At 62.3% G+C, this 15030-nt stretch carries 15 protein-coding genes, 1 other RNA gene and 1 pseudogene; 7 read left to right on the top strand and 10 right to left on the bottom strand.

The features are described 5' to 3' along the window. Nucleotides 1–12: 12 nt before the first annotated feature. From ubiH to IFT98_RS15595, 3 genes are read right to left on the bottom strand one after another with little or no spacing between them, the layout of a single operon-like run. Entirely contained in the window at nucleotides 13–1209 is a 1197-nt protein-coding gene (gene ubiH, locus IFT98_RS15605) for a 2-octaprenyl-6-methoxyphenyl hydroxylase (RefSeq protein WP_192050082.1), read from the bottom strand. Beyond that, on the bottom strand, nucleotides 1206–2537 hold the full coding sequence (gene pepP, locus IFT98_RS15600; protein WP_192050084.1) for a Xaa-Pro aminopeptidase: 1332 nt from the start codon (nucleotides 2535–2537) through the stop codon (nucleotides 1206–1208). The genes ubiH and pepP overlap by 4 nt, the downstream gene beginning before the upstream one ends. 19 nt (nucleotides 2538–2556) lie before the next feature. Continuing rightward, nucleotides 2557–3114 carry a YecA/YgfB family protein gene (locus tag IFT98_RS15595; protein ID WP_122715981.1) on the bottom strand — a complete coding sequence of 186 codons (558 nt, stop codon included), beginning with the start codon at nucleotides 3112–3114 and terminating at the stop codon, nucleotides 2557–2559. A gap of 163 nt (nucleotides 3115–3277) precedes the next feature. Between IFT98_RS15595 and IFT98_RS15590 the strand changes: the two genes are divergently transcribed. The 6 genes from IFT98_RS15590 (at nucleotide 3278) to IFT98_RS15565 (ending at nucleotide 5607) form a co-directional block, all read left to right on the top strand. Further along, nucleotides 3278–3487: a TIGR02449 family protein gene (locus IFT98_RS15590; protein WP_122479894.1), complete on the top strand. Its 210-nt coding sequence runs from the start codon at nucleotides 3278–3280 to the stop codon at nucleotides 3485–3487. Further along, the gene (locus tag IFT98_RS15585; RefSeq protein ID WP_122479895.1) at nucleotides 3484–3801 is read left to right on the top strand and encodes a cell division protein ZapA; all 318 of its coding nucleotides are present in this window, start codon (nucleotides 3484–3486) and stop codon (nucleotides 3799–3801) included. Before IFT98_RS15590 ends, IFT98_RS15585 begins: the two co-directional genes overlap by 4 nt. A 30-nt stretch (nucleotides 3802–3831) precedes the next feature. After that, a non-coding RNA gene (ssrS, locus tag IFT98_RS15580) (6S RNA) lies at nucleotides 3832–4009 on the top strand. 101 nt (nucleotides 4010–4110) lie between these two features. Then, nucleotides 4111–4728 (top strand): 5-formyltetrahydrofolate cyclo-ligase, encoded by a 618-nt coding sequence (locus tag IFT98_RS15575; RefSeq protein WP_192050086.1) that lies wholly within the window; start codon nucleotides 4111–4113, stop codon nucleotides 4726–4728. A gap of 36 nt (nucleotides 4729–4764) precedes the next feature. After that, nucleotides 4765–5064: a hypothetical protein gene (locus IFT98_RS15570; protein WP_192050418.1), complete on the top strand. Its 300-nt coding sequence runs from the start codon at nucleotides 4765–4767 to the stop codon at nucleotides 5062–5064. An 87-nt stretch (nucleotides 5065–5151) separates the two neighbouring features. After that, complete coding sequence (locus IFT98_RS15565) at nucleotides 5152–5607, top strand: EVE domain-containing protein (RefSeq protein WP_192050088.1); 456 nt, start codon at nucleotides 5152–5154, stop codon at nucleotides 5605–5607. A 62-nt stretch (nucleotides 5608–5669) separates the two neighbouring features. Here IFT98_RS15565 and IFT98_RS15560 read toward each other — a convergent pair whose 3' ends face one another. After that, nucleotides 5670–6086: a flagellar basal body-associated protein FliL gene (locus IFT98_RS15560; RefSeq protein WP_192050090.1), complete on the bottom strand. Its 417-nt coding sequence runs from the start codon at nucleotides 6084–6086 to the stop codon at nucleotides 5670–5672. Nucleotides 6087–6334: 248 nt separating this feature from the next. Between IFT98_RS15560 and glpT the strand changes: the two genes are divergently transcribed. Then, entirely contained in the window at nucleotides 6335–7681 is a 1347-nt protein-coding gene (gene glpT, locus IFT98_RS15555; protein WP_122479901.1) for a glycerol-3-phosphate transporter, read from the top strand. Between the two features lie 19 nt (nucleotides 7682–7700). On the opposite strand, the gene IFT98_RS15550 is transcribed toward glpT, so the two are convergent. From IFT98_RS15550 to trxA, 6 genes and pseudogenes are all read right to left on the bottom strand, one after another. Continuing rightward, on the bottom strand, nucleotides 7701–8375 hold the full coding sequence (locus tag IFT98_RS15550; RefSeq protein ID WP_192050092.1) for a gamma-glutamylcyclotransferase: 675 nt from the start codon (nucleotides 8373–8375) through the stop codon (nucleotides 7701–7703). Between the two features lie 260 nt (nucleotides 8376–8635). Beyond that, nucleotides 8636–9607, bottom strand: coding sequence for a CDP-6-deoxy-delta-3,4-glucoseen reductase (locus IFT98_RS15545; protein WP_192050093.1), 972 nt, complete (start codon nucleotides 9605–9607; stop codon nucleotides 8636–8638). Beyond that, on the bottom strand, nucleotides 9607–11073 hold the full coding sequence (ubiD, locus tag IFT98_RS15540; RefSeq protein WP_122479904.1) for a 4-hydroxy-3-polyprenylbenzoate decarboxylase: 1467 nt from the start codon (nucleotides 11071–11073) through the stop codon (nucleotides 9607–9609). Before ubiD ends, IFT98_RS15545 begins: the two co-directional genes overlap by 1 nt. A 72-nt stretch (nucleotides 11074–11145) precedes the next feature. After that, nucleotides 11146–12905, bottom strand: a pseudogene (locus IFT98_RS15535) (acyltransferase family protein). A gap of 99 nt (nucleotides 12906–13004) precedes the next feature. Next, entirely contained in the window at nucleotides 13005–14264 is a 1260-nt protein-coding gene (gene rho, locus IFT98_RS15530) for a transcription termination factor Rho (protein WP_043192255.1), read from the bottom strand. 232 nt (nucleotides 14265–14496) lie between these two features. Then, nucleotides 14497–14826, bottom strand: a complete 330-nt coding sequence (trxA, locus tag IFT98_RS15525; protein WP_043192254.1) for a thioredoxin TrxA — start codon at nucleotides 14824–14826, stop codon at nucleotides 14497–14499. Between the last annotated feature and the right edge of the window lie 204 nt (nucleotides 14827–15030).

Here is a 15030-nt window from a genome sequence, read left to right as displayed (position 1 = left end):
GGGTCACTGTATTCATTGCCCTTTGATGTCCGACCGAGTGCCCAGGCCCATGGCCTGGCGTGCGAACCAGCGTTTGGCCGGCGGCAGCAGATCGAGCCCCAGCAGCCCCAGGTTACGGCCCACTGCAAGCCAGGGATCGGGCGTTGCGAACAGCCGCGTCAACTGGTCCGAAAAGCCCACGGTCAGCCGCTGGTCCAGGCGCTGGCGTTGCGCATAGCCACGCAGCAGCGATAGCTGCCCCAAATGACCGGTGCTGGCGAGCAGCGCCTCGGCCAACGCCTGCACATCGCGCATCGACAGGTTGAAACCCTGCCCGGCGATGGGGTGCAAGGCATGGGCCGCGTTGCCCAGCACGACCAGATTGGAACGCACCTGCTCTTCGGCCTGCACCAGCGACAGCGGGTAGACGTGCCGGGCGCCGACGCGCTGCAGGGTGCCCAGGCGATAGCCGAACACCGCCTGCAGCTCTTGCAGAAAGGCCTGGTCGGGCAAGCCCTGCAAGCGTCGAATGTCGGCGGGCGTACGGGTCCAGATGAGTGCGCAACGGTTGTCGGGCAACGGCAACAGGGCCATCGGCCCGTCATCGGTAAAGCGCTCGAACGCCTGGCCCTGGTGCGCATTGCCAAGCGTGACATTGGCAATCAGGGCGTCCTGATCGTAGCGCGTCTGTTGCACGGCGATGCCCAGCTGCTCGCGCAACTCGGAGCGACCGCCGTCGGCCAGCACGGCGAGGTCACACTGCAGCTGGGTGCCGTCGTCCAGGGTCAATTCATGGCCATCAGCCAGCGCCTGCATTCGAGTCACTTCCGCTGGGCACCGCCAGCTCACAACCTCTTGGTCCAGTGCCTGCCACAGGCATTGCCCCAACCAGGCGTTCTCGACCACATAGCCCAAGGCCGGCACGCCCTCGTCCTCGGCGTGGAGACGTGCGGTACCGAAGCGACCGCGGTCGGACACATGGATCTGGCGAATCGCTTCGGCGCGCTGGCTGATCGCCGGCCACAAGCCCAGGCGTTCGTAGATCTGTCGGGTGCCGAAGGACAGCGCCGAGGAGCGCGCATCATAGCTGGGCTGGTAGGCATCGCCCGGCGCGAAACGCTCGATCAGCACGATCTTCCAGCCGCGCGCCCTGGCCCCGGCCTGCAATGCCAGGGCCAGGCTCGCGCCGACCAGCCCGCCGCCGATGATGGCCAGGTTGAAGCGGCTCATGCGCCAGCCCGTGCGGCGGCCATCAGCGCCTCGATCTCGGCGACCGACTTGGGCACCGCCCCGGTGAGAATCTCGCAGCCTTTCTTGGTCACCACTACATCGTCCTCGATTCGTACGCCAATGCCGCGCCACTTCTTCGCAACGCTGAGGTTGTCGGGCGCTATGTAGATGCCAGGTTCGACGGTCAAGGTCATGCCGGGTTCGAGCACCCGCCACTCGCCGCCGACCTTGTACTCGCCGACATCGTGCACATCCAGTCCCAGCCAGTGGCCGGCGCGGTGCATGTAGAACGCGCGGTGCGCGTCGCGGGCGATCAGCTCGTCGACCTCGCCCTTGAGCAGCCCCAGCCGCACCAGCCCCCGGGTAATGACCTGGACCGTGGCTTCATGGGCCTGGTTCCAGTGCTTGTCGGGGCCGATGGCGGCGAAGGCCGCCTGCTGCGCCTCGAGCACCAGCTCATAGATGGCTTTCTGCTCGGGTGAAAAGCGGCCGCTCACCGGGAAGGTCCGGGTGATGTCGCTGGCATAGCAGTCGATTTCGCAGCCGGCGTCGATCAGCACCAGGTCGCCGTCGCGCAGCAGTGCATCGTTGTGCTGGTAATGCAGGATGCAGGCATTGCGACCGGCCGCGACGATCGAGCCATAGGCCGGCATCTTCGCCCCGCCCTTGCGGAACTCGTAGTCCAGCTCGGCCTCCAGGCTGTACTCGTGCAGCCCGGCGCGGCAGGCCTGCATGGCGCGCACATGGGCACGCGCAGAGATATCGGCGGCGCGGCGCATGACCTTCACCTCGGCGGCCGACTTGTACAGGCGCATGTCGTGCAGCAGGTGGTCGAGCGCCTCGAACTCATTGGGAGGCTGAGCCCCCAGGCGCGCCTTGGAACGGATGCTGTTGATCCACTCCATCAGGTGCCGGTCGAACTCGGGGTGGCTGCCGATCGACGAGTAGACGCGGTCGCGCCCCTCGATCAGACCGGGCAGGATGTCGTCGATATCGCTGATGGGGAAGGCATCGTCGGCGCCAAACTCGCGGACCGCGCCCTCCTGCCCGGCCCGCAGGCCGTCCCACAGTTCGCGCTCGGGATTGCGCTCACGGCAGAACAGCACGTACTCGCCATGCTCGCGCCCCGGAATCAGGGCGATTACTGCTTCGGGTTCGGCAAAGCCGCTCAGGTACTGGAAGTCGCTGTCCTGGCGGTAGACGTGCTCCACGTCGCGATTGCGGATGGCCACGGCGGCGGCAGGCAGAATGGCGATGCTGTTGGGCACCATCTGCGCCATCAGCGCCTTGCGGCGGCGGGCAAATTCCGATTTCGGGATGTGGCTCATGGGCAGAAACGGGCTCCGGTCAATGCAGCGACGGCTTGGCGCTGGCTGCGGTCGGTTGCTTGGCCGATTCGGTGTAGAGCAGCAGCGGTGCAACCCGCAGGTATTCCATGACTTCCATGTAGTCGGTTTCGCCGTCCTCGGACTCTTCCAGCGCATCCTGCACCTGGGCGATGGCGGCCAGGTCCTGCAGCACTTCCATGGCTTCGGTGCTCAGCGCCGTGTCGCGCGCGGTCAGGCCGAAACCGGCGAGGAAACCCTGGCACCACTCGCCCAGTGCGGCAGCGCGCTCGGGCAACGGCGACTCGTCGCTGGGGACCAGCAGCACCACGGTCATGTCGTCGCTGGTGAGTTCGCCCTTGACCATTTCCTGCAGGCCGATGAGCGCCTGGCGAACGTTGTCTGCCGCCGGTGTACCCAGCAGATCGGCGGCATCCACCAGCCATGGCTCGATCTCGAAGCCGGCACCGGCGCAACTGCGACCCAGCAACAGCCCGTGCAGTTCGGCGGGCGAGACGGTATGGCCGCTGCTGGTGAGCAGGGCGGCGAAGGCGTGATAGGGAGAATTCTGAATAGGCATGGGCAACTAGGCGCCAGACGGCGCAATGACTAGAATGAAGGCCTTGTATCCTAGCACCGGCAACCGCGCCAGACTATCGACGCGGCCAACTACGTGTTCATCTTCACCGGGCCCGCCAGTTCATCGGCGGGCAACATTTCCCCACCGTACCCACCGGGACTCCATGGAACACAACGACCTGCAAGCGCTGATGAGCCGACTCGAATCACTGATCGGACGAGTCGAGCAACTAAAACGACAAAACGGACTCCTATTAGCGCAGGAAAAAACCTGGCGCGAGGAACGCGCAAATCTCATCGAAAAGAATGAAATCGCCCGGCGTAAGGTCGAGTCCATGATTTCGCGCCTCAAGGCCCTGGAGCAAGACTCATGAGTTCAAGCAATAGCGTCACCGTTCAGATCCTGGACAAGGAATACTCGATCATCTGCCCGCCGCAGGAGCGCAGCAATCTGGTCAACGCCGCGCGCTACCTGGACGGCAAGATGCGCGAGATCCGCAGCAGCGGCAAAGTGATCGGTGCAGACCGCATTGCCGTCATGGCCGCGCTGAACATCACTCACGATCTGCTGCACCGCCAGGACACACCGGAGCTGTCGGTCAACGGCACCACTCGCGAACAGGTTCGCGACCTGCTCGAACGCGTGGACCTGGTGCTTGCCACCGATCCGGAAACGCCCAAGGGCTGAAATCCGCAAAGCTTTTCTGTATACTGGCATCACTCCCTGGAGTGCTTGCCAGTCGGTCATGTCCCTGAGCCGATACGCACAACCACGGGGGTTGCACGTGGGGTTGGTGTGCATGTCCGCTCGACGGAAAGCCTTAAAACCTCCTGTGATCTCCACCTTGAACTTTCGGGTTCAAGGGCTACACCGACAGCGGTTCGTCGGGGAGTACCTGAATTTCCAGCCCATGCCCGCAGTACTTGGCGTGGGCTTTTTCATTCGTCGCCGGGCAACACTGTCCAACGGCGCCCGTGATCAGGATCGACCGCGCCCATGACCGTACCCGCGCCGCAGCCTCGTCAATCGCAGCCTCGTCAATCACTGCGCCGCCAGCTACGGGCCGCACGTCGCGCCCTCACCCCTGCACAGCAACGTCTGGCCGCTCGCGATCTCTACCGCCAACTGGCCCAGCATCCGCTGTTTCGCCGTGCCCGGCATATTGCCCTGTACCTGCCCAACGACGGCGAGATAGATCCGCGGCCCCTGTTGCGCGAAGCTCAGCGGCGCGGCAAGCGCAGCTACCTGCCGGTGCTCAGCGATTGGCCGCGCACCAAGATGGTGTTTCAGCAGGTACGCCGAGGCGAAAAGCTTCGACCCAACCGCTTCGGGATTCCAGAACCGCGCATCGACCGCGCGCGGCAACGCACTATCTGGGCACTGGACCTGATCTTGCTGCCACTGGTGGGGTTCGACGACGAAGGTGGACGCTTGGGCATGGGCGGCGGCTTCTACGACCGCAGCCTGGCCTACCGCAATCGCCGCACGGCCTGGCAAGCCCCGGTGCTGCTGGGGCTGGCCCATGAGTGTCAGAAGGTGGAGCGCCTGGCGCAGGCCAGTTGGGATATACCGTTGCAGGGAACGGTGACGGACAAGGGTTGGTATCTGACGTGAGCCTTGCGCCGTGCCGCTAACCTGTAGGAGCGGTCAGTGGCCGCGAACGGGCGCTACCGTTACCGCGGACTAACCATCGAACTTTGCACCATCGAAGTCTGCACCACGGTCAGCTCTGCACCGGTATCCGCCTTGCTCGCCCACAGACTCTGCGCGTATCCAGTGGTGACGATACCCAAGCCCAACAAAATCACCAATGTCCACAACAAGTCCGGCTTACGGCGCATCGACGTTGCCCCCCTACAGGCAATTAAAGAATCGACAGAACGGTATTCTGGCGTGCCGAGCAACAGCATCGGGCTTAAATTTGCGCGCATTCTGGGGCAAGCTTGGTAGACAAGCAAACGTTGTTCACGACCAATTGTCGGGTGCGCTTGAATCCAACAAAAGCTGGCCATTTCACATTATTGAGGAACACTTGCCATGGCCTATTGGCTGATGAAATCCGAGCCTGACGAATTGTCCATCCAAGGCCTTGCCACGCTTGGCCAGACCCGCTGGGACGGCGTACGCAACTATCAGGCACGCAACTTCATGCGCAGCATGGCCGTTGGCGATCAGTTCTTCTTCTATCATTCCAGCTGCCCCGAGCCAGGCATTGCCGGCATTGGCCGCATCGTCGCGAGCGACTATCCCGACCCCACTGCCCTGGATCCGGACAGTCATTACTTCGATCCCAAGGCCAGCACCGAGAAGAACCCCTGGACTTCGGTGGATGTAGTCCACGTCGAAACCTTCGACCCCGTGCTCGGGCTGGCCTTGTTGAAGCAGCAGAGCGGGCTGGCCGAACTTGCGCTGGTACAAAAAGGCAGCCGGCTTTCGGTGATGCCGGTCACTGCCGAACAGTGGGCAGTAGTGCTGCAGTTGTGTTGTGCATGAAAGTGGATGCCCGTGGGCTTGAAGGTCAGGCTCACTTCATTGCCGATTGAACATCCGCCACCTCACTGCACGATCAGGTTATTGAACAGCAGGTCTTCGACGATGGGTTTGCCCTCTTCGTCGTTCATCACCTGCTGCAATTGCTTGAGGGCTTCCTGGCGCAGTTTTTCCTTGGCTTCGACGTTGCCCATCGATTCGGAGGTCTGCTGTGCAAACAGTGCTACCAGCTGATTGCGCAGCAACGGGTCCTGGCGCTTCACGGCCGCTTCCGCTTCGGCGCCGGTGACCTTCAAGGCGATGTCCGCCTTGTACACGTGCAGCTTGGGGCCGCCGTCCAAGGCGTAGTTGCCCACGAACGGTGGGGTCATGCCGATATAAGCAACCTTGGGCGCTGCGTTCTCGCCCTCTTTGGCTGCCTCGTTGGCCATGACGGCGGTCGGCAGGGCCAACGCCAGCCCTATGCATACCCAGGCTTTCATCACATATGTCTCCGCAAGATCGTGTGCTGACTGTATCGGCCAGCACGGGCGATTCAATAGCTCGTTCGAATCCACTGGGCTGAAACGATTATGCGAAAGGGTCAAGCGGATTGGCGAACAGAACTGAACCGCTTAAGTTCGCATTGCAACATTTGCGCTAACTCCGCTGGGCGGTAATCCGTTTTATTTTCGGTAACGAAACTGTAACATTCGAAACCGCAGCAAATAACAATAAATGGAGCTTGTGAATGTTCGCCTTCTTCCGCCCCGCCCCGCATCGGGCAGCCCTGCCCGATGAAAAGATAGACAGCACCTACCGTCGCCTTCGCTGGCAGATCTTCGCCGGGATATTCATCGGTTACGCCGGTTACTACCTGCTGCGCAAGAACTTCTCGCTGGCCATGCCCTACCTGATCGAAGAGCAGGGCTACACCCGGGGCCAACTGGGCTTGGCAATGTCGGCCATTGCCATCTCCTACGGCCTGTCCAAATTCCTCATGGGGATCGTGTCCGACCGTTCCAATCCGCGCTACTTCCTGCCGTTCGGGTTGCTGGTTTCCGCCGGCGTGATGTTCGTCTTCGGCTTTGCACCCTGGGCAACTTCAAGCGTCACCATGATGTTCATACTGCTGTTCATCAATGGCTGGGCCCAAGGCATGGGCTGGCCGCCGAGCGGCCGGACCATGGTGCACTGGTGGTCGCAGAAGGAACGCGGCGGCGTGGTGTCGGTGTGGAACGTGGCGCACAACGTCGGCGGTGGCTTGATTGGCCCGCTGTTCCTGCTCGGCATGGGCTTGTTCAACGACTGGCACGCAGCGTTCTACGTACCGGCCGCAGTTGCCCTGCTGGTGGCCCTGTTCGCCTTTGCGACCATGCGCGACACACCGCAATCGGTCGGCCTGCCGCCCATCGAGCAATACAAGAACGATTACCCGGAAGGCTACGATTCCAGCCACGAGGAAGAATTCAGCGCCAAGGAAATCTTCGTCAAGTACGTGCTGCGCAACAAGATGCTCTGGTACATCGCCTTGGCCAACGTATTCGTCTATCTGCTGCGCTATGGCGTACTGGACTGGGCGCCGACCTATCTCAAGGAAGCCAAGCACTTCACCGTCGACACCACCTCATGGGCCTATTTCTTCTATGAGTGGGCCGGTATTCCCGGCACGTTGCTGTGTGGCTGGATGTCGGACAAGATCTTCCGCGGCAACCGCGGGCTGACCGGCGTGGTGTTCATGGCGCTGGTGACCGTGGCGACTCTGGTGTACTGGCTCAACCCGCCCGGCAACCCGACCGTGGACATGATCGCGCTGGTCTCGATCGGCTTCCTGATCTACGGCCCGGTCATGCTGATCGGCCTGCAGGCGCTGGAGCTGGCACCGAAGAAAGCGGCCGGTACTGCCGCTGGCTTCACTGGCCTGTTCGGCTACCTGGGCGGCTCGGTCGCCGCCAGCGCGGCGATGGGTTACACCGTGGACCACTTCGGCTGGGACGGTGGTTTCGTCCTGCTGATCGGCGCCTGCCTGTTGGCGATCGTCTTCCTGATCCCCACGCTCTGGCACAAACAAGTGGCCAGCACCCAGCGTAACGCCTGACGCAAGGCGTGAAGCGCCGTCAGGGCAGGAATTGCTGCGAGGCTTGAGTGCAGCTGCCCTGATGGCAACGCTTGAGCCTGGCTTCCAGGTTCTTGTCCGGCATTTCGTGATTGCGCAGGGCACTGATGGTTTGCTCGACGTAATCGCGGGTGCTGCCAAATCGCCCACTGGCACTGTCGAGAATCTGCGTCAGCAGGTTGTCCGGCAGGTTGCCTGCATAACTGGGCAAATGCCGCTCTAATACGAAACCCAACGCCTGCACCTTGGTGCCGTCTTCGAGACGGCAGTTGAGCCAATGCGGGCGGTACGAGGGATAGGGCATCTCGCGCTTCCACAGCGCCAGCAGCGAGTGTTCGAGATCTTCCTGAGGCAAGCGATAGGCGAACCCGGCGCATGAGCCGCCTCGGTCCAGACCGAACACCAGGCCGGGTCGCTCGGGTGTACCACGGTGTTCGTGGGACCACAGGTACAGCCCCCGGTGATAGCCATGCACACGCGCCCGGCGACGCTCCGCGGCGCTGCACTCGGGCCGCCAGATGAGCGAGCCGTAGGCGAACAGCCAGACCGGCCCGCCACGATGGCGCCGCATCGTCGTGTCCAATGAGTGAAGAAGTTGCTCGTGGGTCAATTGCGGCCCGAGATCGAGCGACGGCGGATAGACCACATTCAAGTGCGCAGTTTCGAGTACCGACATAAGCAGTCGCCTGTTATCCCCGTAAGATGGCAATGAAGCCTAACTCTAACGCATTGCAACTCCCGCGTTCCTACCGTATGGCAGATAGATCAATAAATACAAGCGCTTATAATCAACTTCAAATAAATAAGTTATAAGCACCAAACAGGCTCGGGGACAAATCGGCGTGCACGATTTTACCGCAATGCCACTGCGTCAGATTCGACGCAGGCATCACGACAGCAGCAGCAGGCAACGAAATGACGCAGGGCCGGTGGAAATCAGGCTGGCCGCGGCGCGTAGGCGAAGACGTCCGCACGCATCTGGTGCGCATCCATCCCGGCATTCACCAGGGCATCGAGCGTGGCGTAGATCATCGCCGGTGAACCGCTGCCATAGACATGCACGGCGGTCAGGTCGGCTATGTCCTCGCAGACCGCTTCATGCAGCATGCCGCAGCGTCCTTCCCAGCCACACAGATCGCTCACCACCTTGTTCAGGAACAGGTTGGGCAACTGCTTCCATTGCTCCCAATGTTCCAGCGCGTAGAAATCCTCGGGACGACGTACACCCCAGTACAGATGCACCGGATGCTTGAACCCCTCGCGACGGCAATGCTCGATCAGGCTGTTCATCTGCGCCATGCCGGTACCTGCAGCAATCAGCACCAGTGGCCCATCCGGCAACTCGGCCAGGTGGGTATCGCCGTAGGGCATGTGTACACGGGCCATGCCGTTGCGCTGCAACTGCTCGATCAAACTCTGCGCACTGGCCTCGCGGACCAGCACATGCAGCTCCAGGTCACGCCCGCTGTGGGGCGCCGAGGCCAGCGAGAAGGCCGACTTTTCGCCATTTTCGCGCTCGATCATCAGGTATTGCCCGGCATGGTAGCGCGGCGGCTTGCCGGCCGGCGCACGCAGGCGCACGCGCCAGACATCGCCGCCGATATCGACACAGTCGATCAGTTGGCAGGCCAGGCTGCGCACCGGCAGCTCGCCCTTGGCCAGTACACCGTCCCAGAGGATCACGCAGTCTTCCAGCGGCTCGGCGATGCAGGTATGAAACTCGCCGCGGTCGATCACCGCGCCTTCCTCGCGAACACTGCCTTCCACCAGCACCGCGCTGCACACATGGCAGTTGCCATTGCGGCAGCTCTGCGGGCAGTCATAGCCCAGGCGCTGCGCGGCCGCCAGAATCCGCTCGGCGGGCAGGGTTTCAAGCACCACGCCCGAAGGTTGCAAGGTCACACGCATCAATCTATTCCCAACTGATTCCAGAGTTCATCGATGCGGCGGGTCACGGCTTCGTCCTTGACGATGACCCGACCCCATTCGCGCGTAGTTTCGCCTGGCCACTTGTGCGTGGCATCCAGGCCCATCTTGGAACCCAGGCCGGACACCGGCGAGGCGAAATCCAGGTAGTCGATCGGCGTGTTGTCGATCAGCACGGTATCGCGCTTGGGGTCCATGCGCGTGGTGATGGCCCAGATCACGTCGTTCCAGTCACGGGCATTGATGTCGTCGTCGGTGACGATGACGAACTTGGTGTACATGAACTGGCGCAGGAACGACCAGACCCCGAGCATCACCCGCTTGGCATGCCCCGGGTACTGCTTCTTCATGGTCACCACCGCCATGCGGTACGAGCAGCCTTCGGGCGGCAGGTAGAAGTCGGTGATTTCCGGAAACTGCTTCTGCAGGATGGGCACGAACACTTCGTTCAGCGCCACGCCCAGGATCGCCGGCTCATCGGGTGGCCGGCCGGTGTAGGTGCTGTGGTAGATCGGCTTGATCCGGTGAGTGATGCGCTGCACCGTGAACACTGGAAACTTGTCGACTTCGTTGTAGTAGCCGGTGTGGTCGCCATACGGCCCTTCGTCGGCCATCTCGCCCGGATGAATCACCCCTTCCAGGATGATCTCGGCAGTGGCTGGCACCTGCAGGTCGTTGCCGCGGCATTTCACCAGCTCGGTGCGATTGCCGCGCAGCAGCCCGGCGAACGCGTACTCGGAGAGGCTGTCGGGTACCGGCGTCACCGCGCCCAGAATGGTCGCAGGGTCGGCACCCAGGGCCACGGCCACGGGAAACGGCTGGCCAGGGTGCTTGTCGCACCACTCGCGGTAATCCAGGGCGCCACCGCGATGGCTCAGCCAGCGCATGATCACCTTGTTGCGGCCGATCACCTGCTGGCGGTAGATACCCAGGTTCTGGCGTTCCTTGTTCGGCCCCTTGGTGACGGTCAGGCCCCAGGTGATCAGGGGTGCCACGTCGCCCGGCCAGCAGTGCTGCACAGGCAGCATGCCAAGGTCGACGTCATCGCCTTCCAGGACGATTTCCTGGCAGGGCGCGTCCTTGACCACCTTGGGGGCCATGGCGATGATCTTCTTGAAGATCGGCAGTTTCGACCAGGCATCGCGCAGACCCTTGGGCGGCTCGGGCTCCTTGAGGAACGCCAGCAGCTTGCCGATCTCGCGCAGCTCACTCACCGATTCGGCGCCCATCCCCATGGCGACCCGCTCCGGCGTGCCGAACAGGTTGCCGAGCACCGGGATATCGAAGCCGGTAGGCTTTTCGAAGAGCAGCGCCGGACCCTTGGCACGCAGGGTGCGGTCGCACACCTCGGTCATTTCGAGCACCGGCGAGATGGGCACCTGAATGCGTTTCAACTCTCCGCGCTGCTCAAGCTGCTGCACGAAATCCCGAAGATCCTTGAATTTCATCGACCATGCCAGTTAGAAAATAAGCGTACATCCTACCTGCTCTGGCGGCCGCTGGCAGCCGCCGGCTGGGCTTTAATGGGAATTGCCGGGCTGCGATGCCTTTACCGGCGCCAGCAGCGGGGCGAACAACGGCGCCACGAACCCTGCCGCGTCGTCGCCCAGGTGGTTGTCGTCCATGTACAGCGAGCGCCCTGCCGACTCGGCCACGCAGGTCATGCCATCGGCGCAGAACAGCTGGGTCGTATCGAGGATGCGCACCTGGGGATCACTGGCAACCAGCTCGGCGAACAACGCATGCATGAATGCCTGGCGCTGTCGGTGCTCGGGCAGCGGGCGCCCGATGCCCTCGGTCGGTCGCTGGAGCATGGCCAGGCGGCTCAGCCGGTAAGGTGCGTTGGCGTTCTGCAAAGGGACTTCATCGAGCAGCCAGACCCGGCTGCCCGCCTGGCGCAAGGCCCGGACTTCGCGCTTGAGCGCCTCGGCCAGCTGCACCGGCGCATCGGCACCGGGCAAGCGATAGGTCATGTCGCCATGCTCGTCGCCATACAGGTACAACGTCCAGCGCGCGACCAGCACCACGTCGCGCTTTGGCGCCTGCGCGATCACGCTGCGGACCTGTGCATTGAACTGCCGGCACAGGTCGTTGCGCTCCAGGCCCGCGACCGGCACGCAGCCGGCCGAACTGGCCAGATCGAGCGCCTGCCCGGTGCGCTCGCTGTGTACGCGCAGTGCCGGCATCAGGGCGGCTGCATGGCTGTCGCCCCAGATCAAAGGTGGCAGCACGTCCTTGCTTTGGCGTCCGAGGTGACAGATGAGGCGTTCGGGCGCAGTGGTTTTCTCGAACATGCAGTCACGCTGCCCGGCATGCCATTCGCCGGCCTCGGCGTAGGCCAATGCCTTCGCCGACAGCCGCGACGGTACGCCATCGCTCCAGCGCAGGGATTGCCCCCGCCAGGCCCACCACCACCATGGCCAGCAATGCGGCCGACAGCGCCTGACGCGGCTGGGCCAGCCAGCGCCGACCGCGCAGGGGCGTTTCGACCCAGCGCCAGGACAGGTAGCCGAGCAGCAGGCTGCCCAGGATCAGCGCAAGGTTTTCGTGCGCAGCGATACCGTCCACGGCGGCATAGTCGGCGAATACATGCACCGGCCAATGCCACAGGTACCAGGAATAGGAAATCAAGCCCACCGCCACCATCGGCCGCGTGCCCAGCAGCCGTGACAGCCAGGTCGGCTGGCCGGCGCCGGACCAGATGAAAGAATGCTTGCGCCGGGGCTTGCTGAACCTGCCAGACGCTCACCGCAAACGATGCCAGGGCAATGCCGAGCAAACCTCTGCGCCACGCCTTCACATACCGGCCGAGCACGACCAGCAGCAGCGGCAAGAGAATGTAGAACTGCTCTTCCACCGCCAGCGACCAGGTGTGCAGCAGTGGCTTGAGCTCCGAATCGGTATCGAAATAGCCGTCCTGGCGGGCGAACAGCACGTTGGACATGAACATGGCCTGGTAGCGCGCCGAGCGCCCCAGCTCCTCATAGTCACGCGGCACCAGCAGGAACCAGCCAACGATCAGACAGGCCACCATCATCACCACCAGGGCGGGAAGGATCCGCCGCGCACGGCGCACCCAGAACTCCACGAAACTGAAGTGGCCCGAGGCACGCTCGCGGTGGATGATCGAGGTGATCAGATAACCCGAGATCACGAAGAACACGTCAACGCCGACGAACCCGCCGGCAAAACCCGGAATACCAAAGTGGAACAACACCACGGCAATGACCGCCACGGCGCGCAAGCCGTCGATGTCACGTCGATAGGCTGGGTGAGTCATAACAATCCTTGTCGGCCGAACGGGTCTGGCATGGCTATGGTGCGTTGAAAATGCGAATGGCGCCGCAAGGGCGCCATTCGGATCAAGCAGCTGGTGGGCTTACTTGCGTTTCATCGACAGGAAGAACTCGTCGTTGGTCTTGGTCTGCTTGAGCTTGTCGATCAGGAACTCGATGGCCGCCACTTCGTCCATCGGGTGCAGCAGCTTGCGCAGGATCCACATGCGCTGCAGTTCGTCGTCGGCGGTCAGCAGCTCTTCGCGACGGGTACCGGAACGGTTGATGTTGATGGCCGGAAAGACACGCTTCTCGGCGATCTTGCGGTCCAGGGGCAGCTCCATGTTGCCGGTACCCTTGAACTCTTCGTAGATCACTTCATCCATCTTCGAACCGGTTTCGACCAGCGCGGTGGCGATGATGGTCAGCGAACCGCCTTCCTCGATGTTACGCGCGGCACCGAAGAAACGCTTGGGCTTCTCCAGAGCATGGGCGTCGACACCACCGGTCAGGACCTTGCCGGAGCTCGGAATCACGGTGTTGTAGGCACGCGCCAGGCGAGTGATGGAGTCGAGCAGGATGACCACATCCTTCTTGTGCTCGACCAGGCGCTTGGCCTTCTCGATCACCATCTCGGCCACTTGCACGTGGCGGGTTGGCGGCTCGTCGAAGGTCGAAGCGACCACTTCGCCGCGCACGGTGCGCTGCATCTCGGTGACTTCTTCCGGACGTTCGTCGATCAGCAGGACGATCAGGTGGCATTCAGGGTTGTTGCGCGTGATGTTCGACGCGATGTTCTGCAGCATGATGGTCTTGCCCGCTTTCGGCGGAGCGACGATCAGGCCACGCTGGCCCTTGCCGATCGGTGCGCACAGGTCGATGACACGACCGGTGAGGTCTTCGGTGGAACCGTTGCCGGCTTCCATCTTCATACGCACCGTAGGGAACAGCGGCGTGAGGTTTTCGAAGAGAATCTTGTTTTTCGCGTTTTCCGGACGGTCGAAGTTGATGGTATCGACTTTCAACAGGGCGAAATAACGCTCGCCTTCCTTGGGCGGGCGGATCTTGCCGACGATGGTGTCGCCGGTACGCAGGTTGAAGCGGCGGATCTGGCTGGGCGAGACGTAGATGTCGTCTGGGCCGGCCAGGTACGAGGCGTCAGCCGAACGCAGGAAGCCGAAGCCGTCCTGGAGAATCTCCAGCACGCCATCACCGGAGATTTCCTCACCGCTTTTGGCGTGCTTCTTCAACAGGGAGAAAATCACATCCTGCTTGCGCGAACGGGCCATATTTTCTATGCCCATCTGTTCGGCCATTTCGAGCAGATCGGTGATCGGCTTTTGCTTGAGTTCAGTCAGGTTCATAAGGGAATGACGTAATCATGTATGGAGGGGAGAAATTAAGCTTTGGGCTTAATGAGGCCGCGCCGCAGAGAAGGCGACAGGATCGCGTACTGATTCGAGTAGGAGTGCGTCGGCGACGGCTTGCAGGGGGCAGAGGAGAAACCAATGCGAGGCCGAATGTAACACCTCGATTTGTAGGCGTCCAGTATCGCGCCCAGAAAAAAGCCCCGACGAATGCGGGGCCTTTCAGGTATCAGATATTGGCGTCCAGGAAGGCTGCCAACTGAGACTTGGACAGCGCGCCGACCTTGGTCGCCTCGACGTTGCCGTTCTTGAACAGCATCAGCGTAGGGATGCCGCGTACGCCGTGCTTGGCCGGGGTTTCCTGATTCTCGTCGATGTTGAGCTTGGCGACGGTCAGCTTGCCCTTGTAGGTCTCGGCGATTTCGTCGAGCACCGGGGCGATCATCTTGCACGGGCCACACCATTCGGCCCAGTAGTCGACGAGTACAGCACCGTCAGCCTTGAGTACATCTGCTTCGAAGCTGGCGTCGCTGACGTGCTTGATAAGGTCGCTGCTCATGGAGTGTCTCCGTGGTCATATTCGGAAAGAAAAACGTGGCCCATCATAGCGGCACAGCGCTGCTACAGGAAGCCGATGATCATTGATCATCACTATGAACATCGGTGATACAGGCAATGGAACCCCGCTCGATGCACCAGAAATGATCGCAGGTCCGGGCCAGTGCGCTCCGCAACGGTGCGCGACCAGTCCGGCACAGCGCAC

Source organism: Pseudomonas sp. CFBP 8770 (assembly GCF_014841705.1).
Lineage (GTDB): Bacteria > Pseudomonadota > Gammaproteobacteria > Pseudomonadales > Pseudomonadaceae > Aquipseudomonas.
Note: the sequence above shows the minus strand (reverse complement) of the source record. Positions and strands in the feature narration are given on the sequence as shown.

Coding starts and splice junctions, on each gene's coding strand:
- IFT98_RS15595 (WP_122715981.1), bottom strand. CDS start 3,114: ATGCCTATTCAGAATTCTCCCTATCACGCCTTCGCCGCCCTGCTCACC.
- IFT98_RS15545 (WP_192050093.1), bottom strand. CDS start 9,607: ATGCGTGTGACCTTGCAACCTTCGGGCGTGGTGCTTGAAACCCTGCCC.
- IFT98_RS15590 (WP_122479894.1), top strand. CDS start 3,278: ATGGAACACAACGACCTGCAAGCGCTGATGAGCCGACTCGAATCACTG.
- ubiD (WP_122479904.1), bottom strand. CDS start 11,073: ATGAAATTCAAGGATCTTCGGGATTTCGTGCAGCAGCTTGAGCAGCGC.
- trxA (WP_043192254.1), bottom strand. CDS start 14,826: ATGAGCAGCGACCTTATCAAGCACGTCAGCGACGCCAGCTTCGAAGCA.
- ubiH (WP_192050082.1), bottom strand. CDS start 1,209: ATGAGCCGCTTCAACCTGGCCATCATCGGCGGCGGGCTGGTCGGCGCG.
- pepP (WP_192050084.1), bottom strand. CDS start 2,537: ATGAGCCACATCCCGAAATCGGAATTTGCCCGCCGCCGCAAGGCGCTG.
- glpT (WP_122479901.1), top strand. CDS start 6,335: ATGTTCGCCTTCTTCCGCCCCGCCCCGCATCGGGCAGCCCTGCCCGAT.
- IFT98_RS15560 (WP_192050090.1), bottom strand. CDS start 6,086: ATGAAAGCCTGGGTATGCATAGGGCTGGCGTTGGCCCTGCCGACCGCC.
- IFT98_RS15585 (WP_122479895.1), top strand. CDS start 3,484: ATGAGTTCAAGCAATAGCGTCACCGTTCAGATCCTGGACAAGGAATAC.
- rho (WP_043192255.1), bottom strand. CDS start 14,264: ATGAACCTGACTGAACTCAAGCAAAAGCCGATCACCGATCTGCTCGAA.
- IFT98_RS15565 (WP_192050088.1), top strand. CDS start 5,152: ATGGCCTATTGGCTGATGAAATCCGAGCCTGACGAATTGTCCATCCAA.
- IFT98_RS15575 (WP_192050086.1), top strand. CDS start 4,111: ATGACCGTACCCGCGCCGCAGCCTCGTCAATCGCAGCCTCGTCAATCA.
- IFT98_RS15550 (WP_192050092.1), bottom strand. CDS start 8,375: ATGTCGGTACTCGAAACTGCGCACTTGAATGTGGTCTATCCGCCGTCG.